The organism is Hyphomonas sp., from assembly GCF_013823385.1.
GTDB lineage: Bacteria > Pseudomonadota > Alphaproteobacteria > Caulobacterales > Hyphomonadaceae > Hyphomonas.
The window spans coordinates 81,783-106,733 of the sequence record NZ_PNMA01000011.1 but is presented as its reverse complement, the minus strand read 5'-3'; the positions used below and the strand labels follow the sequence as shown (position 1 = coordinate 106,733).

Annotated in this window: 16 protein-coding genes and 1 tRNA gene; 5 read left to right on the top strand and 12 right to left on the bottom strand. The window is 63.8% G+C overall.

Annotated features, from left to right (window positions below):
- The coding region (locus tag C0456_RS08900) for a succinate CoA transferase (protein WP_291050692.1) at nt 1-1,378 on the top strand (1,378 nt) is incomplete at its 5' end.
- A 12-nt stretch (nt 1,379-1,390) separates the two neighbouring features.
- Here C0456_RS08900 and C0456_RS08895 read toward each other — a convergent pair.
- Nucleotides 1,391-2,221, bottom strand: coding sequence for a hypothetical protein (locus C0456_RS08895; protein WP_291050690.1), 831 nt, complete (start codon nt 2,219-2,221; stop codon nt 1,391-1,393).
- A 131-nt stretch (nt 2,222-2,352) separates the two neighbouring features.
- On the opposite strand from C0456_RS08895, the gene gltX reads away from it, so the two are divergent.
- The gene (gltX, locus tag C0456_RS08890) at nt 2,353-3,690 is read left to right on the top strand and encodes a glutamate--tRNA ligase (protein WP_291050688.1); all 1,338 of its coding nucleotides are present in this window, start codon (nt 2,353-2,355) and stop codon (nt 3,688-3,690) included.
- Between the two features lie 162 nt (nt 3,691-3,852).
- On the opposite strand, the gene C0456_RS08885 is transcribed toward gltX, so the two are convergent.
- Nucleotides 3,853-4,944 carry a pectin acetylesterase-family hydrolase gene (locus tag C0456_RS08885; RefSeq protein WP_291050685.1) on the bottom strand — a complete coding sequence of 364 codons (1,092 nt, stop codon included), beginning with the start codon at nt 4,942-4,944 and terminating at the stop codon, nt 3,853-3,855.
- Nucleotides 4,945-5,175: 231 nt separating this feature from the next.
- Between C0456_RS08885 and C0456_RS08880 the strand changes: the two genes are divergently transcribed.
- Complete coding sequence (locus C0456_RS08880) at nt 5,176-5,658, top strand: Lrp/AsnC family transcriptional regulator (protein WP_213268411.1); 483 nt, start codon at nt 5,176-5,178, stop codon at nt 5,656-5,658.
- Between the two features lie 13 nt (nt 5,659-5,671).
- On the opposite strand, the gene C0456_RS08875 is transcribed toward C0456_RS08880, so the two are convergent.
- A complete protein-coding gene (locus C0456_RS08875; protein WP_291050683.1) occupies nt 5,672-8,185 on the bottom strand; it encodes a Rid family hydrolase in 2,514 nt (837 codons plus the stop codon).
- Complete coding sequence (locus C0456_RS08870) at nt 8,182-9,705, bottom strand: hypothetical protein (protein ID WP_291050681.1); 1,524 nt, start codon at nt 9,703-9,705, stop codon at nt 8,182-8,184. Before C0456_RS08870 ends, C0456_RS08875 begins: the two co-directional genes overlap by 4 nt.
- A 175-nt stretch (nt 9,706-9,880) precedes the next feature.
- Here C0456_RS08870 and C0456_RS08865 point away from each other — a divergent pair, with 175 nt between their 5' ends.
- Entirely contained in the window at nt 9,881-11,128 is a 1,248-nt protein-coding gene (locus C0456_RS08865) for an aminotransferase class V-fold PLP-dependent enzyme (protein ID WP_291050678.1), read from the top strand.
- A gap of 4 nt (nt 11,129-11,132) precedes the next feature.
- Here C0456_RS08865 and C0456_RS08860 read toward each other — a convergent pair whose 3' ends face one another.
- The 7 genes from C0456_RS08860 to C0456_RS08830 form a co-directional block, all read right to left on the bottom strand.
- Nucleotides 11,133-12,695: a septum formation initiator gene (locus C0456_RS08860; protein WP_291050676.1), complete on the bottom strand. Its 1,563-nt coding sequence runs from the start codon at nt 12,693-12,695 to the stop codon at nt 11,133-11,135.
- Nucleotides 12,692-13,651, bottom strand: coding sequence for an ornithine cyclodeaminase family protein (locus tag C0456_RS08855; protein WP_291050674.1), 960 nt, complete (start codon nt 13,649-13,651; stop codon nt 12,692-12,694). The genes C0456_RS08860 and C0456_RS08855 overlap by 4 nt, the downstream gene beginning before the upstream one ends.
- A gap of 15 nt (nt 13,652-13,666) precedes the next feature.
- Nucleotides 13,667-15,190, bottom strand: coding sequence for a peptidase S10 (locus C0456_RS08850; protein WP_291050672.1), 1,524 nt, complete (start codon nt 15,188-15,190; stop codon nt 13,667-13,669).
- A gap of 27 nt (nt 15,191-15,217) precedes the next feature.
- Nucleotides 15,218-18,229, bottom strand: a complete 3,012-nt coding sequence (locus C0456_RS08845; protein WP_291050670.1) for a TonB-dependent receptor — start codon at nt 18,227-18,229, stop codon at nt 15,218-15,220.
- A gap of 190 nt (nt 18,230-18,419) precedes the next feature.
- Nucleotides 18,420-19,742 (bottom strand): APC family permease, encoded by a 1,323-nt coding sequence (locus C0456_RS08840; protein WP_291050667.1) that lies wholly within the window; start codon nt 19,740-19,742, stop codon nt 18,420-18,422.
- Nucleotides 19,743-19,752: 10 nt separating this feature from the next.
- The gene (locus C0456_RS08835; protein WP_291050664.1) at nt 19,753-20,922 is read right to left on the bottom strand and encodes a pyridoxal phosphate-dependent aminotransferase; all 1,170 of its coding nucleotides are present in this window, start codon (nt 20,920-20,922) and stop codon (nt 19,753-19,755) included.
- Nucleotides 20,923-21,122: 200 nt separating this feature from the next.
- Nucleotides 21,123-22,727, bottom strand: coding sequence for a hypothetical protein (locus C0456_RS08830; RefSeq protein ID WP_291050663.1), 1,605 nt, complete (start codon nt 22,725-22,727; stop codon nt 21,123-21,125).
- A gap of 223 nt (nt 22,728-22,950) precedes the next feature.
- Here C0456_RS08830 and C0456_RS08825 point away from each other — a divergent pair, with 223 nt between their 5' ends.
- A complete protein-coding gene (locus C0456_RS08825; protein ID WP_291050660.1) occupies nt 22,951-24,717 on the top strand; it encodes a hypothetical protein in 1,767 nt (588 codons plus the stop codon).
- A gap of 85 nt (nt 24,718-24,802) precedes the next feature.
- On the opposite strand, the gene C0456_RS08820 is transcribed toward C0456_RS08825, so the two are convergent.
- Nucleotides 24,803-24,887, bottom strand: a tRNA-Leu gene (locus tag C0456_RS08820).
- Between the last annotated feature and the right edge of the window lie 64 nt (nt 24,888-24,951).

The following is a 24,951-nucleotide window of genomic DNA, read 5'->3' as shown; positions in this document are numbered from 1 at the left end:
CCCCCTCGCCCTCGCCGCCCGCATCGAAGCGGCCCATGCCGCCGGCAATCCCTTCCGCGTCCGCGTCTGGACCGGCGCCTCCACCGGCCCGGAACTCGACGGCGCCCTCGCCAAGGCCGACGGCATCGAATTCCGCCTGCCCTACAATTCCGATCCCATCGCCCGGGAGCGGATCAACAAGGGCGAGATGGAATATCTCGACATGCACCTCTCCCAGGTCGCCCCGGCCGCCTGGCAGGGCTTCCTCGGGCCCCTGCACACGGCCGTGGTCGAGGTAACCGCCATTCGCGAAGATGGCGCGCTGGTGCCCTCCTCCTCCATCGGCAACAACAAGACTTGGCTCGACCGCGCCGACCAGATCATCCTGGAAGTCAATGACTGGCAGAACCCGGCGCTGGAAGGCATGCACGACATCTATTACGGCACCGCCCTGCCGCCCGGCCGCGTGCCCATTCCGCTGACATCGCCCGAACAGCGCATCGGAACCACCGCCTTCCGCATTGATCCGGCCCGCGTCGTGGCGGTGGTCTGCACCAACTCGCCAGACCGCAACCTGCCCTTCGCCGCGCCCGATGAGGCGGCCACCGCCATCGCCGGCCATCTGATCGAATTCCTGAAGCATGAGGTGAAACTCGGCCGGCTGCCGGCCACGCTGCTGCCGCTGCAATCGGGGGTCGGCAATGTCGCCAATGCCGTGCTCGCCGGGCTGCAGAACAGCCCCTTCGAGCGGATGGCCGCCTATACCGAAGTGCTGCAGGATGGGATGCTGGACCTTCTGGAATCCGGCAAGCTGACCATTGCCTCCGCCACCGCCTTCTCGCTCAGCCCGGAAGCGGCCGCCGACCTCAACCGCCGCATGGATGAATTCCGCAGCCGGATCATCCTGCGCCCGCAGGAAATCTCCAACCATCCGGAAATCATCCGCCGGCTCGGCTGCATCGCCATGAACGGCATGATCGAGGCAGATATCTACGGTAATGTGAACTCCACCCATCTGATGGGCTCGCGCATCCAGAACGGCATCGGCGGCTCAGGCGACTTCGCGCGGAATGCCTATATTTCCTGCTTCGTCTCCCCCTCCACGGCCAAGGGCGGCAAGATCTCCGCCATCGTGCCGATGGCCAGCCATGTGGACCATATCACGCAGGACGTGCAGGTTCTGGTCACCGAGCAGGGCCTTGCCGATCTGCGCGGCCTCTCGCCGAAACAGCGCGCGAAGGTCATCATCGCCAATTGCGTTCATCCGGATTTCCGGGAAGCGCTGGCAGACTATCATGCCCGCGCTCTGAAGGGCGCCTTTGGCCAGCAGACACCTCACCTCCTCACGGAGGCGCTCTCCTGGCACCAGCGCTATATTGAAACCGGCTCAATGCGCTAAGCGCGCGCCCGCCTATTCGACCGGCGGCGGATCAATGCTCTGCGCGGTGGGATCAAGACCGAAGGCTTCCGGGCTCATCATGGCGCGGACGGTTTCCACCTCGTCGGGCAGGATGTCATGCGCCTCGCCATAGCCGGTGATCGGAGAGGGATAGACACCCTTTTCCAGCACCACCTCATCAAACAGCAGCCAGGCCTGCTTGCCCCCCAGGCAGGTCACGCGAACCCAGAGATCTTCCTCATTCTCGATGGCGCCGATATCGGTGATCTCGCGCAGTTCGCCTTCATTGATGTCGAACTCGCGGCCGTTGAAGCTCATCACCGTGAAGCCTTCGCCGATATAACGCAGATAGGTGAGCTGGTCGCCCGCCTTCAGGGGCAGCTTCTCGATGCCCGCATCGCCGACAAACTCCACCTCCGCGTCCTCCAGCACCGTCACCGGCAGCTTTTTCGTGGCCACGAAATAGTCGAGGTCATCCGCCTTGTTGCGGGGATTGTTCCACAGCTGATAGTTGGCGTATTGCGGCAGGAGGCAGGTCACATCCTGCGGGTCCGTCGGGTTGGGACGGGCGCGGGCCGGCACGCGCACATCGGCGTCCAGAACGGCAAATCCCGGCGGGTATTCACCCGGCCAGCCGGGGCTGAGGAACCAGTTGCCGTCATAGCCCGAAAGGGCCGCATAATCTGTTGTAGGGGCGGCCGGCGCGGAAGCGCTTTCCCTGTCAACGCCCGCCACAGGCATGTCAGCGCCCGGCGCAGCCTCAGAGCCCACCGTCGTGGACACGTCACCCCGTCCACAAGCCGCCACAAGAAGGGCTGCCGAGAGAATCCAGCCGAATCGCATTTTCTGCTCCCATACCGTCCGCTAGAAATGGAGGTGAACCATAACAATAGCAAGAATATGACCGTGACGCTTGGCTTTTGGCGCGATTTGATGTCTCAAGCCACTTTCCCGAACCAGAAAGCCCCCTGCCCATGACCCGCCCCGTTGTTCGCTTTGCGCCCTCGCCCACTGGCCGCCTGCATGTCGGCAATGTGCGTACCGCCTTGATTAACTGGCTGTTTTCTCGCGGGCAGCAGGGAAAATTCATCCTCCGTATCGACGATACAGACCTTGAACGCTCCACCCAGGAGAATGAAGAGGCCCTGAAAGTGGACCTCACCTGGCTCGGCCTGACCTGGGATGAAAGCTTCAACCAGTCGCACCGCTTCAAGGTCTATGATGAAGCCGCCGACACGCTGCGCGCCATGGGCCTGCTCTATCCCTGCTACGAGACGGCCGAGGAACTCGACGTCAAGCGCAAGATTGCCCAGACGCGCGGCCGCCCGCCGGTCTATGACCGCGCGGCGCTGACGCTGACGGACGCCGACCGGGCAAAATTCGAAGCCGAAGGGCGAAAGCCCCACTGGCGCTTCAAGCTTTCGGGCGAGCGCGTCGAATGGAACGACCTCGTGCGCGGCCCGCAGAGCATCGACACCTCCTCGGTCTCCGACCCCATCCTCATCCGCGAGGATGGCAGCTATCTCTACACCCTCCCCTCGGTGGTCGATGACATCGAGGCAGGCATCACGCATGTGGTGCGCGGGGAAGACCATGTGACCAATTCCGGCGCGCAGATCGAAATCTTCATGGCGCTCGGCGGCAAGGCGCCCGAAATGGCCCACACCCCGCTGCTGATCGGCGCCGATGGCGCGGCCCTCTCCAAACGCATCGGCTCTCTCTCCATGGGCGAGCTGCGCGCGCGCGGCTATGAGCCGATGGCCATCTGCAGCCATCTCGCCAAGCTCGGCACCTCGGACAATATCGAGGCGCGCACCACTCTGGAGCAGCTCTGCGAAGAGTTCGCCTTCTCCAAGATCGGCCGCGCGCCCGCCCGCTTTGACGATAATGATCTCAACGCCCTCAACGCCGCGCTCGTTCACACGATGCCGTTCGAAGCCGTCCGTGAACGGCTGACCGCGCTCGATGCGCGCGCCGCTTCAGAGCCCTTCTGGCTGGCCGTGCGGGAAAACTGCACCTTCGTGGCCGATGCCATGGCCTGGGTGGACATCGTCTTCGGCGCGCCCGCTCCGCTGGTGGCGGACGAGGACAAGGAGTTCATCGCCGCCGCCGCCGCGCATCTGCCGGAAGGCGAGCTGACCGGCGAAAGCTGGAGCGCCTGGACGAATGCGCTGAAGGCCGCCACCGGCCGCAAGGGCCGCGGCCTCTTCATGCCGCTGCGCAAGGCCCTGACAGGCCTCGAGCACGGCCCGGACATGGGCCCCGTCCTGCCGCTGATCGGCCGCGGAAAAGTGCTCCAGCGCCTCGGCTAGCAGCTGCCGGAAAGGCGGGGCGAACCTGTCAGGATCGCTTCGTTGAACGGCTCATCCTGAGCGAAGTCGAAGGACGAGCCGGGAGCGCTGTCCCATGTGGCCATCCTTCGACGTCGCTCAGGATGAGTGGCACTTTGTTTGGCAGATCAGACGCCCAATGATCTAGTCGCAGCTCTGATCGCTCTGGCAGCTTACGTTCGCCACCGGTTCGCCATTGGCAAGGTCACGCACCCAGTCAACGAGCTTCACGCCGCCTGCCTCCTCCGTATAGAAACGGCTGAAGCGAAGCGATGTGTGCGCATTGCCCGGCGCTTCAAAGGTGCGGATCGTTGGAATGTCGCGGGCAAGGTCGGCATTGTTGGCCGCCAGCAACCCGCGCACGGGCTCGCCCGTGCCCAGCAGGGTCAGGAAATCCTGCTGCACTTGGTCGTCCACATTATCAAATCGCGCCATCTGCATCTGCGGGTAACGCGTTGCCGTCACGCGGAAGAAATCCTCCGTCGTTGCCGCTGCCCGGTCGATGGCCGCAAATTCCGGCCAGTCCGGCACGCCCTTGAACGCGCCCCACGCTTCCAGCACGCCGGCAATCGCGGGGGACCGATAGCCGCCCGCGCCATCGGCCAGATGCACAACATCTGCCTGCGGATAATGATCCGCCACGACCCCGGCATAATAGGGCGAGGCAATCGCCCCGGCGCTGCCGCCGGTCAAGAAAATGCGGCTGGCATCGGCGCGGTTGGCATACATCCAGTCCAGCGCCGCCTGCACATTCGCCTTGCCGCGATGGTGGATGGTCACCTCCTGGCCCGCGCTGGTCGTGTAGGTCACGTCGCCGCCGCCCAGATGAGAGTCGCCCGTGCAATAAGGCACGAAAACCTGCGTCCATCCGGCAAACGGGTTGGCCGGATTTACCCCATCAAACACCCCCTCCAGCAGCGCCGGATTGTTCGAATCCATCTCGGCAAAGGGCGTGTAGGGGGTGGGCTCCGTTTTCACGTCGCAGAGGTCCCCGCTCCAGCAGGCGCCCCCGCCATTCAGGAAGACCATGACGCGCTCTGGATCTCCGCTGCGCACATGGAAGCGGAAGGGCGTGCCCGTCGCGCAGAGCGTCTCTCCGCCGGGCTCAATCGTGGCCCATGTCTCCGCCTCGGACAGCGCTGCGGCTTCTACAGAGGCTGGCGGGCGCGCCTCACATCCCGCGACAAGCGCCAGCAAAACCGGCGCAAACAGCAGCGCGCTGATACGTGCATTCATGGAATTGTCCTCCCAATGGCTCTCCGGCCATCCATCGGAACACAGCTTAGACGGGACACTGATGGCTGACAATCAACCCCGCCGCGCTGTCCCCGCTGCAGGTCCCTGCGTGATGATCACTCGGGCCACACTCCAGGCTGCCGAAAATGCAACCGCATAACTTTTAGGCACACAGCCTGAAATCGGTCTGCATAATGTTGCCTTTGGCGCCACATTGGTTATTCTATAGCCATGAGCGAAGAACTTTCGATATTTGACATCAAGATCCTTGAGCAACTCCAGAAGGATTGCTCGGTCTCCACCGTTGAGCTGGCCGATATTGTCGGCCTCTCCCAATCGCCCTGCTGGCGCCGCCTGCAGCGGCTGAAGGATGAGGGCTATATCCGCCAGCAGGTCGCCATTCTAGACCGCGAAAAGCTCGGCTACGGCCTCCACATCTTCGCCTATGTGAAGGTGGCGCGCCTCTCGGAGAAGGACCGCGAAATCTTCCTCCGCAAGGTGCAGAACACGCCCGAGATCCTCGAATGCTATTCCATCTTTGGCGAGATGGACCTGATGATGAAGATCCTCGCCAAGTCGATGAAATGGTATCAGGAGTTCCTGATGGACTTCCTGCTGAACCTTCCGGGCGTCGAGAATGTCAACTCCACCGCCACGCTGGGCGAGCTGAAATCCACCACCGCCATCCCCGTGCGCGGCAATATCGCGCTCTGAGCGGCCACTCCGCTTACGGATCGGTTGTGTACGCCATGCATTCCACTTCGACAGAGGCGCCAAGGGCGAGCCCATCTGCGCCGAACGCGCTGCGCGCCGGCATCCGGCCCTTGGTGAAATAGGTGGCATAGACTTCGTTGAAGGCCGGCCAGTTGCTCATATCGTCGAGCATCACGGTGCATTTGAAGATCTGGTCCATGCCTGCCCCCGCAGAGGCCGCCACACCGCGCACTGCCTCCATCACCTCAACGGCGTGATCGCGGAAGTCATCGGAAGGGCCGCCTTCCTGCCCGCCGATCTGGCCGGAAAGGTAGATGATATTCCCTACCCGGACGGCACCGGAAAAGGGCAGGTCTTCCGCCCGGATCGACAGCCCTTCGGCAATCATCGGATAGTGCTGCACGAAACCCGTCTCCGGGGCTGAGGTTTCTGCCGCCACAGGTGCCGGCTGAGGGGCTGCCGCCGGCACTGCCACCGGGAGGGCCTGCGCCTCCCCGCGCAACAGCGCCGGTGGCGGCACAAACGGCTTCACGCTCAGCGCTTCATAGATTTCGGAGGGGTAATAGACATCGCCATTGCGCACCACCATCTGCGCCGTGCGGATCGCGCTGATATCCTCCAGCGGATTGCCCGGCAGCAGGATGAAATCCGCCAGGCGCCCCGGCTCGATCGCGCCCAGCCGGTCACCATAGCCCATATAGTCAATCGGGGTCCACGCCGCGATACGCAACGCATCGGGCACCGGAATGCCCGCCAGCGCATAAAGCTCGATTTCGCGGTGAACCGTGAAGCCCGTGCCATCATCCGTTCCCGGCAGAAGCGTGATACCGGCGTCATGCAGCATCTTCAGCGTCTCCAGAACGCGGCGGAAGCCTTCCTGATAGGCTTCGTCCTCTGCCGGGTTCGCCACCGACACAAAGCTGCGGCGGCGATAGCGCTGATAGCTGATCGGCATGTGATCCAGATACGCCTTGTCGCCTGCGTTCACAGTGCCCGCGCGGCTCAGCATCAGGCGTTCCAGAATAACCGCCGTCGGATCAAGCGCGGTGTCATTTTCCTGCATCCGGCGGACGGTCGACTGAACCTTCTCCGAGGAGAGGTCGAGCGTTGCGCCGCGCGCCATGCCGGTCAGGCGCAGCGGCGTGCGCGTATCTTCGGACGGGTCCAGCAGCCAGCCCAGCATCAACTGGTTGACATGGGTGACCTCGTCAAACCCGGCATCGATCATGGCGTCCGCATTGGTGAAGGCCGGAATATGGCCGATCAGGCGCATGCCATGCGAATGCGCGCGCTCGCCCACCGCCGCCATCCAGGCCGGGTTCATGGAGTTATAGGATTTGACATACCCAAACCCTCGCTCCGCATACCAATCAACAGCCGCCAGCGCTTCTTCCTGCGAGGCGGCGATGATGCCGTTGCGCGCCGAATAGGGGCTGCGCCCTTCGACAAAACCCGCCGGTGTGATGCGCGGCCCGGCCAGCCGGTCGGCCTTCATCCGCGCCATAAGGTCTGCCAGCGCGCTGTTTTCATTGCCCATATCCCGCGTCGAGGTGACCCCTGCCGCCAGATAGTAAAGGCCGGACGTGGCCGAGGCATGGGAGTGCATGTCGACAAGCCCCGGCATCAGCGTGCCGCCTGCGCCATCAAAAACTGTGCCCGCATCCTCGGGCAGCACGCCTTCAACATAAGGCGAAATCGCGGTGATCGTATCGCCGTTGACGGTGACCACGGAAGGCCCGCTCAGCGTCCCATCCCGCACATCCAGCACACGGACATTGGCAATCGCATAGGTCCCGTCAAACCGGTGCAGCAGGCTCTGGGCAAGTTCTTCGGAGCGGGCCGAGTTGATGTCGCGCGCCAGTTCCAGCAGCGGCTGAACGCTGCCCTCAAATCCCTTGCGGATGACAGCAGACGTCTCGCCAAAGCTCGCAAAGAAGCTGCCATCACCGTCCAGTGCCAGAAGGCTCGGGCTCATGTCGATGCCCGACAGCCGGTAAACGCTCACCGCCTTTGCGCTTTCGCCCGCAGGCAGCTGCACATCGCGAACTTTCTCCAAGAGGATCTCGCCGCCCGGCAAAACCGGCATGCGCTGATCGTCATCGGCCATCAGGGCCCGCGCATACACATATTCCGCCCACGGGCTTCCGTCATTGACGGCGTATAGCGCCGGCTCCGGAAGGTTCACCCGGCCTGTATCCGCCTGGCTCAGCCAGCGGGCCACGCCGTCATTGATCGCAAAGGACTCCTCCACCTGCGCGCCCATAAGGGACGTGCCTTCGATCAGCCAGCTGACGGGTACGCCCGCCTCATCCACCGTCAGCTGTTCCCTATGCTTCGGGCCCCGGCCATTACTGTCGACATAATAGTCGATCTTTGCGTTGCGGCCGGTTTCCTCAACCTTCAGATGGCCGACGGATTCTCCGTTCTGGACAATCGCATATTCATAGCGCGCCGTCTGCGCAAAAGCGGCCTGAAGCATCGGCAGGAGGAAGGCGGCAGCCAGTGCCGGGAAAAGTCGAAGGATCATTCTGCGGTCTCCTGCAGGGGAACGGGCGCCGCCCGAACGGCCGCCTCAATAAAGGAATGGAGCTGATCGGCGATGCCCGCCTTCAGCGCGTCTTCGTCATAGGGGGAATGCCCGCCGGGCAGCGCCACCACCGTCACCCGGTCTTGCGGCAGGCCGTTATGGGTCAGCGCATAGCGCGTGCCGAGCAGCGTCGTGGCAAGATCCCGGTAACCGGCAAACACCAGAAGGCGTACAGCCTCTTTCTGCTGCATGTATTTGCCCAGCGCTGGCGCGGAACTCACATAAAAGCGCGGAGATTTCTCCGAAGGCCGCCAGTCCCAAAGGAAATTGGCGTCAAGATTGAGGGACCGGTATTCGTCCCCCATCTGAACACCGGCCACCTGCGCAAGATACCCGGCAATCTCCGCCGAGAGAATCACATTCGACTGGCCGAGACCCAGCGAGGGATCATTGGCGGCGGCAGGCCGGTGGGAATTGACATCCGGCGAAGGCAGGGGCGAAGTAACGCCGGTATTCAGCCGGCTGACGAGTAATCCGTCATCGGCCAGCAGCGTTTCAAGGAAATACTGAATGTCCACGCGCAGGTTTGCAGCCTCCACGGCCTGTGCGGAAAGCCCTGTCATCGCGGCGATTTCTTCGGCCACAGCCGCCTTCTCCTCAGCGCCGATCTCGTCCCCCTTCTGCAGGGCGATCAGATAGTCGCTCTCGGCATAGGCCCGCGCGATTTCCCAGCTTTCTGCCTCACTTCCCGCCTCGATCTGCGAGCGGCCATAGCGCCAGGCAGTTGCAGCCATGGTCGGCAGCGTGAACACATGGCCCAGATCGGTCTGCCCTGCCGCGTTATCGAGCGCAGGGGACACCATCACCAGGCCGCGCACATCCAGATCGGTCACCTTTGCCACAAGATTGGCAAGCCGCCCGCCGCCATAGCTCTGTCCCGCCAGGATCAGCGGCGCGCCCTGCCGGTCATTCTCCGCCAGCCAGCTGCGGATGAACCGGTTTACTGCCTCCACATCTCCCTCAACGCCCAGATAGCGCGCCTGCCCACTTTCGGTATTGGCGCGGCTGAAGCCCGTATCGACCGGATCGATAAAGACGAGATCAGCCGCGCGAAGGATAGTATACGGATTATCCGGAAATGTGCCGCCCGCGCCCCTTGCCTTCGGGCCCATTGAGAAATGCAGCGGCGAGGAGGAAGCTCCCGGCCCGCCATTGAACAGGAACATCACGGGCCGCGCGCTGCGGTCACAGGCACAATCGGCGAGATAGGCCGTACCGGAAATCGTCGCGCTGGCCTCGCCCTCATGCGGGTCAAGCTGCAATTCGCTCCAGGAAACCGAATAGCTGAGCGGCGCGCCGGCAAACCGGTCTGCCACGCTCTGGGAAGGCCCGCCGGCAAACACCGTCCAGGCCGGGCGCGCGGCCTCGGCCTTTCCCTCCGCCGCCAGCGGCGTGGCGCACGCCCCGGCGAGGCAAGCCACCGCCAAAGCGGAAAAAACGAGTCGAACCTGAGAAACCATACGCATCCTCCCAACTCTCCACGCCTGCCCGGAAAATTCCTATGCCTATCGGCCAAATCTGAACAGAGCGCCCGGCACATTCATGCGCAATCCCTCAAAGGAATGCATGATCCATTCGCCGCGCCGCGCTATATTGAATGACAGCTTCAGCCTGTCCCTCACTGCGGAGACGCATATGTCAGACATCACCCGCCGCAACTGGCTGGCGCTCAGCGCCGCAACCCTTGCCGGCGCCGCTGCCTGCCGCAGCCCGGCCTCCGCCAGCCCCGCCACCGCGCAACTGCCTGCGGCCCTGCCCGACCGCACGAATTTCGACCTTAACGGCGTGTATTTGAACGCCGGCTCGCAGCACCCGATCAGCCGCCCCGCGCGCGCCTCGCTGGAAGCTTACCTCAATAACCGCGCCCACCATCCGCCAGGCGCGGGCTATGAACTTGGCAGCGACGCCGCCACCGAAAAGTTCGCGCGCCTCGTGAACGCCGATCCCGATGAGATCACCTTCGTCCAGAGCACAACGACCGGCGAGCAGATGATCGTCCGCTCCCTGATGCTCCCCTCACCCGGCGCCCGCATCGTTACAGACACGCTCCATTTCTTCGGCTCGGTCCCGCTCTATATGGAGCTTGGCAAGGCGGGCTGCGATGTTGCCTGGGTAAACCACCGCGATGGCCGCATCCTCCTGGAAGACATGGACCGCGCCATCACGCCCGGCACACGCCTCGTGGCCCTGTCGCTCGTCTCCACGGTCAATGGTTTCCAGCATGATCTGAAATCCATCTGCGACCTTGCCCATTCACGCGGCGCGCTGGTCTATGCAGACATCATCCACGCCGCCGGCTGCGTGCCGGTAGACCTGCACGCCAGCGGCGTCGATTTCGCCGCCTGCGCCAGCTATAAATGGCTGATGGGCGATTTCGGCCTCGGCTTCCTCTATGTGCGCCGGGGCGCCCGCGAAGCGCTCACGCGCACCCAGTATGGCTATTACGGCGTCAGCAGCTTCACCAGCCATGTCTACCCCTTTGATCCGCCTGGGGATGAAGTGGCCAGCTATGGGTTCCCCGATACGGCTACCGGTCTCTTCGCGCTCGGCACCTACTCCCACACGACCGTCGCCCTGCTCAACGCCTCGCTCGATTACATCGCCTCGATCGGTGTAGAGACGATCCAGCGCCATGCGACGGCGCTCACCACGCGCCTCAAGGAAGGCCTGCTGTCGCAAGGGTATACGCTGCTAACCCCGGAGGGGGCAGCAACGCCGCTCGTGGCCTGCGCCTATGAAAACGCGCGGGCCCGGATCAGCCCGAAACTCAAGCAAGCGGGCATCACGACCACCGTATCGGCCAACCGGTTCCGCCCGTCCGTCTCGGTCTTCAATACGGCGGACGACATCGACCTCTTCCTGGCCGCCATCGGTCCGGCCTGAAGGATCATTTCTCCAGAAATGCTCTCAGATCGGCCGAAAAGGCTTCGGATGTTCCGCCCAGATAGAGCATATGCCCGGACGCATAATCCGTGAACGTCACGCGGTCCTCCGGCAGCCCTGCCGCCTCGATCGAGGCGCGCGCATCGGCAGGCGTCGTGACAAGGTCATAGTATCCGGACGCCACCAGAACGCGCAGATCCGGATTGCGCCGCATGGCCCAGGCAAGGTCGGTGGCATAGCTTTGCCCTTCGGCAACGCCCGCCCGCGTCCAGTTCCAGCCAAACAGCAATTCCCGCCAGCGGATCGACGCATAAGGGCGCCCCAGGCTGACTTTCAGGTCATTCCGTAGCATTTGATGGAACGCCGCCACAAAGCCCGGCACATAGCGCGTCATCGCCGGATCATCCGCCACCGGATCACCGCCGCTATTGGCCAGCGGCAGCGTATACCGGCTGTCATACATGCCGATTTCCAGTCCGCGCCCCTGCAGCGCGGCTTTTGCATAGCTGCGCTCGTCAATGTAGAGATCCTCGCCAATCGCGCGCTCCGGCAGGCCCGTCAGGCGGGCAAGGTCAGCCAGCACCTGCGCCCGCGTTTCCGGCGCCAGCGTTCCGGCAAGCTGCGCCCGCAGGGCCGGCTCATAGATTTCGCGCGCATATTCAGTGGCCGCTTTATATATCTCAACCACGCCGCCGGCCGGCATCTCCACCAGCCCGTGAAAGGCGGATGTCGCCGCGATGCCCGGCAGGGACCGCGCCTGCTTCGCTGCCAGCTGCCCGGCAGGCACTTCGCCGCCCGTCTGCCTCGCCTCCAGCGTCGTGCCCAGAAGGATGATCCCGTCCAGCGTGATGCCGCGCATCAGCCCGGTATAGATCGGCCCGCCCATCAGCGCGCGCGGCAGCACCGCCGCCCGGATGGAGCCATAGCTTTCTCCGAGTACGTACTTTGGCGCGTTCCAGCGTCCATATTCGCTGAGCCACAGCTCAATGAACTGCGCCACCGCTTCGGCGTCTTCGTCCACGCCCCAGAAAGCCTTCGGATCTGTCCCGTTGAGGGGCACGCTGAAGCCCGTCCCCACCGGATCGATGAAGACCAGGTCAGCAACATCCAGAATGCTGTTTGGATTGTCCTCCAGCCCGAAGGGCGGCACATTCGACGGGTTTACATCCGCGTCCAGCGCCACGCGGCGCGGCCCGATGGCGCCCATATGGATCCAGATGGAGGCAGACCCCGGCCCGCCATTGAACACGAAAACCACCGGGCGGGCGGCATCCTGAACATCCGTCCTCAGATAGGTGAAGGAAAAAATGCTCGCGGTCGGCGCGCCGTCCATGTCGCGCAGCCAGGTCTCGCCCGCAATCGCCTGATAGGAAATCGTCTGGCCATTTGCGACCAGCGTATGCTCGGTCACGCGGCGATAGGGTGCCACTTCGGCAGGCATTGCAGCGGCACCAGCGGGCGCCACCGGCGCCGGCGCCGGGACAGCTTTCTCCCCGGTTTGCGCGCACGCATTCAGCGCAAGAATGGATGCCGCGCAAAAGCCTGCCAGAAAACCAAACCGCGTCATTGCCCGCCCTCATTCTGGATCATCTGGTAAACATGATAGCCCGATGCGATATCCTGCACGATATGCCCGAGGGATTTATAGATCGTGATGTCCTGCGGGCCGGTGCGCCCCGGCGCCTTCCCCAGAACGACCTCGCCAATCTCCCCCAGCAAATGCGCCTCCGTCACCGCGCCGCTGGCGATCGCATGGCGCAGCTCCGCGCCCTGCGCCAGCACAGATGCGCGCGAGTCGGCAAAGAAGCGCGCCGCCGCCACCAGCGCGTCGTCAATCTCGCGCGGCCCGTCAAAACTTGATCCGACCACGTTCACATGCGCGCCGGGGTTGACCATACCGGCGGTCAGAATGGGCTCGGCCGCCCCGGTCACCGTGCAGATCACATCGGCCCCGGCCACGGCGCCCGCTACATCTGCCATCGCCACGCAGCCGATACCCGTCCGCTGGCGGATTTTCCCGGCCAAGACCTCAGCGCGCTCCAGGCTGCGCCCCCAGATACGGATTTCATCAAACGGGCGCACTTCAGGCAGCGCGCAGGCATGATGCCAGGCCTGCTCGCCGGTCCCCAGAATGGCCAGACAACGCGCATCCTTCCGCGCCAGAACATCGGTCGCCATCGCGCTGGCGCTCGCCGTGCGGATCGCGGTGATCATCCCGGCCTCCAACTGGCAGAGCGGCGCTCCGCTCACCGGATCGAAGATCACCACCGCGCCCTGATGCGAGGGCGGCCCGCCCTCGGCGCGGTGGGGCGTCACCGAAACGAGCTTTGATCCGAACGGCCCGCCCGGCCCCAGCGTGCCGCCCATGATGCCAAACATCCGGCCTTCCTCCAGTGGCAGTATCTGGCGCAGCATCTGCTTCGTCTCGCCGGAGGAAAGCCGCGCCATCGCCGTCCGCATCACCTCGATACAGGCGGCATAGCCGAGCGTGCCTGCGATCTCGTCTGCACTGATGAAAATCACGCCGCGCCCCCGGTGTCAGTTGCCCGTATCATGCCAGCCGCGAATCCAGAGCCGGATATCGTTCCCGAAAGCCTCGGCAGAGCTTTCCACCGAATAGGCCATATGCCCGCCGATATACTTTCCACTCCGCACACGGCTTTTCGGCCAGTCCGACTGGTCAACCAGATAGTCCGCTGCGCCCACGGTCGTCATCGTGTCATGATAGCCTGTGCCAACGAACACTCTGAACGCGGGATACCTGTCAAAGGCCGCCTGAAGCCTTTCGGCGTAAGCGAAATGCGCAAAGGGAGACGCCCCGCCCCAGCCCCAGGCATCAAAGTTTCCAGCGCTGAAGGAAGGCACATACTCAGCCTGCGGCAAATCCCCGAAGGTTTCCTTCGTGAACGCCGCAAAGCCCTCGGCATACGCTTTCTGAAGAATGCCCGATGGATCGCCCCCTTCGCTCAGCGGCCCGGTATAGCGCCCATCACTGCGCCCCAGGATCAGCCCCTGATCCTTCAGAAGCTCCACCCGGAACTGCTCCTTTGAAATGCGCAGCCGGTTTTCCATATAATAGGCAGACGGAATACCCGTATACGCTTCCAGCTTACCGGCCACGCGCGACAATTCTTCAGGCGTAATCCGCTGCCCCTTGAACAGCGCGCCCAGATATTCTGCCTCGCCAAAGCTGGTTACTTCCTCAATGAAAGCTTCAAAGCTGCGCCCCTGCTGATCCACCTTGCCAAGGTCCCAGGCAATGGCGGCGAGCGTTGGCAGAGAGGCGATATAGCTGAGGATATTCTGCTTGCGCTGGGAATATTCGATGATGTTGACGGCCTGCCCCATCAGGAACACGCCCTGAAGGTTCATTGATCCGTCCCCGGCAATCTGCCCGGCGGCCTCGGCGGCGCGGTGGGTGCCGTAGCTTTCCCCCAGAATGAACACCGGCGCCCCGTCCCGGCCGTGCTTCTCCAGCCAGGCATTCGCAAAGGCCACAAACTGCGCGGCATCGGTCTCAATGGAGAAATATTTCGAAGCGTCTTCCCCTTCCGCCACCTGGCTGAAGCCGGTGGAGGCCGGATCAAAGAAGACCAAATCAGCTGCGTCCAGCGGCGAATAGGGATTGGCCACCAGCCGGTATTCTTCCAGCGAGGCAGTAAGATCCTCCGGCACAAACACCCGCTGCGGCCCTAGCGCGCCCATGTGCAGCCAGAGCGAGGCGGAGATCGGCCCGCCATTGAAGATGAACAGCACCGGGCGGTCATCCGGTGCAGCGCCAGCCTCAGCAACATACGAAATCGTCACAAGATCCGCTGGCGGAAGATCTTTCCCCGGCGCAATGCTGACCCGCTCCAGCGAGGCTGTATAGTTTACCTCCACCCCGCCAAACATGCCGCTTCCCGGTACGGCAATGTCCGCCGCAATGAGTGGCGCTGCCTCCGCCAGCGGCGCCACAAGAGCGGCCTCTGGAACAGGCATCGCAGGCTGCGCGCTGACGCAACCTGCGAGAAGAGATAACACTGAAATACCGGAAAGAAGGCGCCAGGCAGTCATGGTCATGGTGTCTGGCACCTCCTTTTGGTCAGATCAGAAGCGGTAGTTCACGCCCGCAAAGTAACGGCGGCCAAGGATGTCCCCGTGGAAGAGCGTCGGATAGGACGGGCCTTCATCGAAGATGTTGGTCACACCGGCGCGCAGCGTCAAGCCTTCCCGAACCTCATAGAGACCGGACAGGGAGTGGACATAATTGGCATCAATGTACGGGTTCGGATTGTTCTCGATGGTCGCGTCCGGCACTGCCAGAACATTGTCGAGATAGTCCATCTGATAGCTGATGCGCAGCGGGCCGTTGGCATAGGCCGCGTTGAGGCGGGCCGTCCAGTCCGGGCGCTGCACAGTGTCGTCAGAGCGAACGAAGGTCGTTCCCGTCACCGACGTGGTCAGCTCTGCCATATGCGTCGCTTCAAGCCCCAGCGTGACATTGCCCGTCGCGCCGCTGAAGAGATTGTTCACGTCAAAGCCGTAATTCACATAATAGACTTCGCCGCGGAACTTGATCTGGCCAGCGTTGAAGGTCGTCGTGCGGCCCGTGGCGGTTGTGCCCGCCGGGTTGGAACCGTCCGCCGTCTGAAGGCGCGTGAAAGCTGAGCAGATGGCCGCAGGCTGCGGGGAGCTGTCATAGCAGGTCGCCATGAAGTCGGCCGTGGTGAAGGCCGAAAGGCCATCCGTCAGGTCGATCTCGATACGGTCTGCCGCCACCGTCAGGCCCGGCACGATGAAGTTGTCAAACACCACGCCGAAGGTGGTTGTCTCGGAAACTTCGTTGGCAAGGTCCGGATTGCCGCCGGTCAGAACGCTGGTGACGGTAAAGTTTTCGGCCGGGTTCTGGAAGGTGGCCAGGTCACCATATTGCGGATTAGCGGCCCACTCGGCCTGACAATTGGCCCGGCGTACGGCAGGATTGGGCCCCGAATTGATGCGGTCGGCGTCGCAAGGGTCAAACCCGCCATTCGTGAGAATGGTGTTCTGCGGCGCAAAAAGCTGTTCCAGTGTCGGCGCGCGGAAGTTCCGGCTACGGGTTACACGGAAGGTCAATCCATCGGTTACCTGCCAGCGCGAACCGGCGCTCCACACGGACTCTTCACCCGCAATGGAGTTGTCGACAAAACGGTAGGTGCCGCTGAAATCGAGCGCTTTCACACCCGGCAGCGTTAGATCCCCGCCAAAGATCGGCACGAGCACTTCAGCCGAATATTCGTTGGTGTTGTATTTGCCCGAGCTTTCGGTCTGCACGGCGCCGGTACCGACAAGGCCCTGCTGGTTGGCCAGGAAGGGCGTGAAGGTCGCCTCTTCGCGGCGGTGCTCATAGGCCAGCACCACATCCACCGCGCCAGCCGGCAGGGTGAACAGCTGCGTGCCGATGGTCGCCAGCAGGTCGACCTGCTCGTTGGCAAATTCGAAACCGCTCCGCACAGAGACGTATTCCGAAGCAGCCTGGCTGATATTGCCCGCGCCGAACGGGTTCAGCGGCGCGCACGCTGGATCATCATTGGTGGTGATGGCGTCGGCATTGACCGCGCAGACGATCTGACCCGCGCCATTGCGCACGGCGTTCACCGCCTTGTTGAACTTCGCAAAGTCCGCCTCCCAGCGCCCCTGCTCACCGCGCACATCGGCAAAGCTCGCCGAAGCGGTCCAGTAGAAGTTGCGGCCGGCCGCATCGAAATCGCCCTCAAATCCGCCCAGAGCGCGCCAGGTCGTGGTCTCGTTCTCCTGGAGGTTGCCGGGGAAGAGATCGTCATAGAAGTGGCGGGAGAGCCACAGCCCGCCGCCCGAGGCAAAGGCCGGGCTTGCGGCGCTCAGCGCATCAATCGCCGACTGGCTGAGAAAGGGGTTGGCATTGGTGAAGCGGATGGCGCCGGAGGTCACGCTGGTCTGGTTCAGTACGGTGCGCGCATAGCCCTGCGGCACGCTTTCGCCATTCGTCTGCGCATACAGTACTTCGGCATTGAAACGCAGATTGTCGGAAATGTCGTAATGGCCGATCAGGTTGCCGGTGAAACGTTCGACACCCGTGCGCAGGCCTGCCAGGTCGGAATAGCGCGTGCCATCACCACCTTCCGCAAACGGAATACCCAGGATGGTGCCCGGATTGTAGGAGATGATCGACCCGTCCGGCGAAAACTGCGCCGGCGTGCCGCCAACGCTGGTGAGGAAGTTCGGCGGCGGCGCAGGCGCGTTGAAGATCACGCCATTGCCATTGAAGTTCCAGAAGTATGCGGGGATGACTTCGCGCAGCGACGGGATGCCATCCGTCGGGCTTGTGTCTGCCGGATTGCCCTGCGTGATGCGCGAGCGGTTGGAGGCTTCAAAATCGCGGAAGCGGGCCACCGGAGACGAGGAGGCCTCGAAATTGACGGCGATATTGCCGCGGTCATTGTCGAAGTTCTGGCCAGCCGTCACCCGGCCGCTCCACTGTTCGAAATTGCCCTGCTCGGTATCGCCATATTGCAGGTCCAGCACCAGGCCTTCGAAATTGTCCTTCAGGATATAGTTCACCACCCCGGCAATCGCGTCAGAGCCGTAAACGGCCGCGCCGCCTGCCTGCACAACCTCGATCCGGTCGATGAGGCCGGTCGGGATGATGTTGGCGTCCACCTGCGCGTCACCCAGGCCGCTGGAGGTCGTTGCAAACCGGCGGCCGTTCACCAGGGTCAGCGTGCGGCCGGTGCCGAGGCCAAAGAGTTCCGGGTACTGCTGGCCGGAGCCGGAGTTGGAGCCGTCGCCGGCTGCCTGGTTGAGCTGCGGGCGCAGCGAGGTGATCTCGTTCAGCGCGTCGCCAGCACTGATCAGGCCGCGCTCCTCGAAGGCGGCGCTGCCGAAGGTGACCACCGGCGCGGGCGTGGAGGCCACATCGCGGCGGATACGAGACCCGGTGATGACCACCGTTTCCAGCGTTGCGGTGGCGTCTTCTGCGGCCGGCACGGTGGCCGCCGGCTCATCTTCCTGCGCGACCGCAAGCGGCGCCACGAGGGCAGACGCTATGGCTGCCAGAGCACACGTATTCAACAGGCGCTTCACGATCACATTTCTCTCCATCGCTGATCTCCGACCCGAGCCGCGCTCCCCTTCCAGCCCCTCATTGGCGCTGGCTGCTGCACGGCTTTTCCTTGGATGTCACGGTAGGAAACAGGTGACGGTTTTTTTATACTATTTGCGACAGCGCCGCCCCGGCTTGTGCAACAACTATTCTCCAGCGCCCGGCTGGGGAATATTTCTGCCAGCGCGGTTAACTGCCCTTCCGGGCGCTCCGTACCCGCAGGTTGACCAGGTAGTAAACGATACCGAGCAGAGCCCAGCCGCCCAGCAGCAGATAGGGCCGCCAGTCGGCTGAAATGCCGAGCAGGATGATCGCCGCCCCCAGAAAGATGCCGAACCCGGCCAGCGCATAAACCATGCCCGCCGGCAGGCTGAACGAAGCCGCTTCGCGCAATTCCGGCTCGCGGCGGCAAAGACCGATGGCCGAAAGGCAGGTCGCCGCATATTTGAGGATCGTCGGGATATTCACCGCCAGGAACAGGAAAACGAGGTTCTGCGGCATGAACAGGCCGAGGCAGCAGAGGCCGAAAGCAAGGTAAACTGCATTCTGCGGCACGCCGCTTTTCTCGTTCGCCCGGCCCAGAAAGCCCGGCAGCATCCCGGCCCGCGACATGGCATAAAGAAACCGCGTCATGATCACGAAAGTGGCATTGATGGAGCTGCCGATGGCCACAAAGGCGCAGATCAGGATCAGCATCTGCCCGTTATTGCCAAGCGAGATGCGCGCCGCGTCCAGCAGCGGGGCAGACGACGCCGCCAGCCGATCGGCTCCCAGGATGCCGAGCGCAATCACCGCCACCGACAGGTAAACCGCCGCCGTCAGCGCCACGGAAATGGCGATGCCCAGCGGAATATTCTGCCGCGGATTGCGCACTTCCCCGCCCACTTCCGTCGCGCTCTCGATGCCGAGGAAGAGGGAGATCAGCAGCGGAATGGCGGCAAAGATGCCGATCAGCCCCTTGTCTGCAAACGGAATAAAATTCTCCGGCGCCACATGCCCCGCCCCGCCGAACACAAACACCGCGCAGGTGGCCAGAAGGATCACCAGCATGATCGCCTGGCTGCGCGCCACAAAGGAAACGCCCGCCAGATTGATCAGGAAGACCGCCGCAAAGATGCCGAACATCACGAGCTTTGAAGGCAGCGCTATGACCGCCGACATGTAGGACACCAGCACCATCGTCAGCACGATCAGCGCCGCCGTGCTGCCGGCAATCCGCATCCAGCTGATGAGGAAACCGGCAAAGGGATGCACGAAACGGCGCGGCCATTCAAACGAGGCGCCCGTGGCAGGGGCCGCTGCCCCCATGAAGGAATAGATCAGCGCAAAGACGATCATCGGAATGATCGCGATCAGCATCGACACCAGCATGGCCGGCCCGGCCACCGCCGCTGCCGGCGCCAGGATCGAGAAGATCGACACCCCCACCGCCGTGCCCAGCCCCAGCGACACCACGCCAAACAGGCCGACATTGCGCTTCAGACCATCGGCGGCGGGCGGGGTGTCAGACATCGGCTTTCCTTCAGGCAATATGGCGCTTCTGGCCGCTCGCGCGATGCTCGGCAAGCCCGCGCGACAGGCGGGCAAGCCCTTCGCTCAGCCGCTCGGGCGGCAGGCCATAGCCGATGCGCAGATAGCCCGGCGCGCCGAAACACTCGCCCGGCACCACCACCACGCCATGCTTGGCCGAGAGCCATTGCGACAGGCTGCGCGTGTCTTCCACGCCGATCAGCTGCGGAAAACAGGTACACCCCAAGAGCGGCACGCCGGTCTGGATCAGCTCCTGCTCTGCCATCTCGCTGAGGGCGCTGGCCGCAATCGGCCGGGCCGTCGCCATCATCTGATTGCGCCAGGCATCAAACTTCTCCGCCCGCGCCAGAACTTCCGCCGCCACACAATGCGACAGGCGGGAGACATTGAAATCGGCCCGTTCCGAATAATCCCGCAACCGGCGCAGCAGGCGCCGCCCGGCAATCACCCAGCCGCAGCGCAGCGTGCTCAGACCAAAGATCTTCGTCAGGCTGCTGACACGCAGCACATTCTCATGCTGGCGCGGGTCCAGGCCCGGCCCGGCAGTGCCCAGATAGTCCCGGTACACCTCATCCAGCAGCAGCAGCACGCCCCGCGTTTCCAGCGCGCGGGCAAGCTCGGCCAGCGTCTCATCGCTGACATAGGCCCCGCTCGGATTATGCAGGTTGGTCACCACCACCATGCGCGTGTCCGGCCGCAGCGCCTCCAGCACACCGTCCACGGAGATGCCAAATCCAGGCGCCTCGCGCCGGAAGAAATCGGCCTCCACGCCCACATCGCGCGCCATATTGGCAAAGATGTCAAAGCCCGGCGCCTCAACCAGAATGCGGTCGCCCGGCGAGAGCAGCCCGGTATAGATCATCGAGACGGCCGTGGTCGCCCCGGTGGTGCAGAGGATGGAGTCTTCAGGCACGCCATAGCGCGCCGCCAGATGCTCGCTCACATCCGGATTATTCCGCATGAAGACGCTTTTATAGCTGTCCGGAAACCCGTCGCGGAACGCGGTGCGGATCACCTCGGCCAGCATGTCGACCGGCTCGGGAACAGAGCTTTCAAACAGGGGAACGGTCCCCGGCGCGCCGGACCGCATCAATGTGAGCATATCCCTCACCCAATGGGCAAAGCTCAGGACGTTTTCGTTGGAACCATCAGATGCGTCCACTGCGTTCTAATCCTTACCCTTTGAATCTGTTATGTCTTCCGGCGCGCGCAGCCCATGGGGGCGCGCGCCGCCAGAGCGTTGCCCGAAATCTGACAGGCAGCCGCAAAATTGTTTATGCAAAGGCCAGCAGTGCCGGCGCCTCCAGCGCATAGACGTTCTTCTCCGCCCCTGCCCGTCATAGCCTCCGGTGCCCATACCGATCAGCCCGGCGCGCCGCTGGCAAAGCAGGCCTCGGGCGCGGCCCCGTCCACGCGCGTCCAGCGCATGCCGTCAAAGCTTTCCCCGTCCACGTCGATCCGCGCAGGCGTCCCCCGCACGCAGGCGCCAAAGCCATCGCCTGCCGGATAGATCAGCTGCCCCTCGATATGCAGTGCCCGGACGAAGGGTTCCTCCTCGGTGCCAAGCTCGGCTGAAACGAAATCGCTCCAGGCCTCCAGCGTCAGCTCGATCTCGCCGCGCTCCCGCCGCGCAAACACGTCGCGTACCAGCATGTCCAGCGTCCGCGCGCCGCCGCTCGCCGCCCGGATGCGCGAATCAAGGTCGGCAAAGTAAAGCGCGCCCCGTTCGTACGGCGCATGGCGCACGCGCCCATCATTGAAGCCCACCCGGCCAATCTCGAGCGCAGCCATCGCCCGCGCCGGATTGGAATAATACCGGTCACTGAGGCGGTTCAGCCCGTCGATATAGTCCTCGATGGAGACACGCCCCGCCCGGAACGGCACGGTATATTCGTAATAGGTGGTCAGCCCTTCGGAAAACCAGTTGGTCAGGGCATGCTCGCCGCTGAGCCCGCCCACCCACATATGGATCATCTCATGCGCCAGGGTGGAACGCGGCGATTGCCCGCCCATTTCTTCGGGTCTTGCCGGCCCACGCGACAGCATGAAGGAATTGGCCAGCGCCGTGGCCCCGCCATAAGGCTCGGTGTCGAGCTGGCGCAGGAACACGCGGTAATCCGGCGCCGGATCAAGATAGGCAAAGAACGCGCCGAAAAAGTCGTAGAGATCCTTGGCATAGGCCATTTCTGCAGGCACATCGAACGGGAAATTGCCCAGCCAGTAGGCGCGGAAATGCGTTTCTTCTTCCGCAGGCGGATATTGCCCGGCAGGCCCGGCCATCAGCCAGCCCTGCATCAGAGCGGCGGGGGGGCCTTTGACCGCAACACGCCCCTCTCCGAACGTGGTGACCCCCACCGCTCCCGGTCCGAACTCTGTCAGATCCCAATCGAGATAGGACAGGCTGGACTCCGAATTGACGGGCACGATCATATAGCCCGCGCCCGCGCCGCTTACGCCGCCCGCAGACGGACGAATTCCAAAGGCCGGCCCGGCTGGTCCCCCCTCAGGCTGGACAAGCGCTCTATAGGAAATGTCGAGAGGGTAATCGACATCCCGCGTCGCCGTCCAATGCCGGAAATATGGGAAGCCTCCGGGCACTGGATCGTCCTGCTCAAGGGTAAACGCGACCGGGCCGGCCCCGTCTGTCACGCGCAGATCGCGGATACGGTCCGCGATGCCCATGACATTCACATACACAACCGGCGCGGAGAGCTTCAGCCGGGTTTCCCCGTCCTTCAGCACGCCATGGAGACGGGACGTCACGGCAATGGCTTCCACCTCGCCATCCGCCCCCAGCTCCGGCCGGAGTGTGATCTCATAATAGGCTTCCGGCTTCGCCTCAGCGGCCGCTTCAGGCGCCCCGTCCGGCGCGCCCTTGCAACCGGCCAGCGCGATCAGCCCGCAGAGCAGAAGCCCCGCCGCCCGTCCGCGCGCCTGCAGAATCCCGAATCTGGCAGCCTCTGCCATCGAAAGCCTCAAATCATTCTTCAGGGTCAACTTTCGGCAGAGACGGAGGAATAGTCCTTTCGATATTGCCGCCGAAGAGTGCCCCTCCGCATGAATGCCCCGCCAGGGGCGCGCTGCCGGGATAGATTTTTCCGTTCCGCCCCATGCCCTCCTCCATTCGATTAAAACTCCCCGGCAAAGCCTGTAGGATCAGGCCGACACAGCAGACCGGGGACCCCGCCGCATGATTTCCGCCCGCCCAGACCGCTCGCTCCTCGCCGCCGCCGCGCTCCTCATCGCCTGCCTGCTGCCGGCCGCCTGCGCCGCCCCGCCCGCGCCCGCCGCCCAGGCGCAAGCCGCCGCGCCTGCCGATATGGAGATCGCCCTCACCCCCCGCCGCCCGGCCGGCGAAAAGGTCGAGGCCATCGACATCACCCTGCTCATCCGCGAGCCCGCGCTGCAGCCAGGCGACACCTTCCTCTCCATGGCCATCGTGCGCGTCATGGCGCCCGGCGCGCTCACCCGTCCGGAAACGCTCGTCGCCGAAGACGTTGCCGGCCCCCTGCCGCTCACCATCGAGGAAGACCCCGTCGACCCGTCAGACTTCCGCCAAGACCGCCGCTGGATCGCCGCCCGTGCCAGCCAGGGCGATGTCACCGTGCGCTACACGATCGCGCCGCGCGTCATCACCGCATCCACCCGCCCCGGCCCGCTGATCGACACCCGCACAGAGCTCACCGGCTTCTATGGCGCGGGCAACACCATGCTCGCCCTGCCCGTCTCCGGCTGGCCGCGGAACGTTGCCCTCAACTGGGATCTCTCGGAGCTTGAGCCCGGCGCCCGCGCCGCCTCCAGCCTCGGCGAAGGCAATGCCACCGCCACGGTTACCGCGCAGAACCTCAACAACACCTTCTTCATGGCCGGCCCCCTGCGCAGCCAGCCGGAAGACGGCTCGGGCCCCTTCGTCACCTACTGGATGACGCCGGCCGCCTTCGACCTGGACGGCGCCGCCGACTGGACGCGCCAGGCCTATGACTATTTCAACGGCTTCTTCGGGGCCAGCGACACGCCCTTCCGCATCTTCATGCGCACCACCGAACGCTTCCAGGGCGGCGGGGGCGGGGGCTTCAACTCTTTCATCTTCGGCACCGTCGAGGGCGAAGACCGTGACCCCGATGAAGTCCGCTCCCTCCTCGCCCATGAAGCGCTGCACCATTTCGTGCGCGGCTATGGCGATGGCGGCGGCGCCGGCGGCCAGCAATGGTATTCCGAAGGCGTGACGAACTATTACACCGTCCTGTTGCCCTACCGCGCCGGTCTCACCAGCCTCGAGCAGTTCATCGATGGCTTCAACGGCTACGCCAAATCCTACTACACCAATCCGCAGTCGAACCTTTCCAATGCCGAGGTCACCCGCCTCTTCTTCTCCGATGGCAATGCCCAGATCGTGCCCTACAATCGCGGCCCCCTCTACATCGCCCTCCTCGACGCGCAGATCCGCGCGACCTCTGGCGGAACGCTGCGCGTCGACAATCTGATCTTCGATTTTCTGGAAGCCGGAAAGGACGCTGAAGACGGCGTTGCCCTCTGGCATGATCTTGCCGGCGTCTATCTCGGCGAGGCCGGCCAGACCGGCTTCCGTGCCATGATGGAAGGCACCCCGCTTGATCTGCCCTCAGACCTTTTCGGCCCCTGCTTTGTGGCAGAGGAAAAGATGCTGCAGAATTTCGTGATCGGCTTCCGTCCCTATAAGGATGAAGATGGCAACACCCGCGCTGGCCCCATCGTGCCGGGCACTCCCGCCGAAGCCGCCGGCATCCAGCGCTACGACCTCATCCTAAACCCCGAGGCCCTTGAGGCCGCCCGCGACGCCGCCCCCGGCACCCCGGTCACCCTCACCCTCCAGCGGGAGGCAGAGCCCTTCACCCTCACCTACACCCCCTGGACCCCGCCCCGCCCCGGCAAGCAATGGGCGCGCACCCCGGTTCCGGAAGCAGACTGCAACCTCTGAAGGCACGGCTCCCCGGCCCTGAAACGCAAAACCCCTCCCGGGCCAGGCCAGGGAGGGGTTTTTTGCGTTTCCGCCGGAGTGAGAATGGTGCGGTCGAGAAGACTCGAACTTCCACGGGTTGCCCCACAGCGACCTCAACGCTGCGCGTCTACCAATTCCGCCACGACCGCACACTGGTATTCTCGAGGCAGACGGGCCGTATAAGGCGGTCATTCGGCTTTGTGAAGCCCTGAA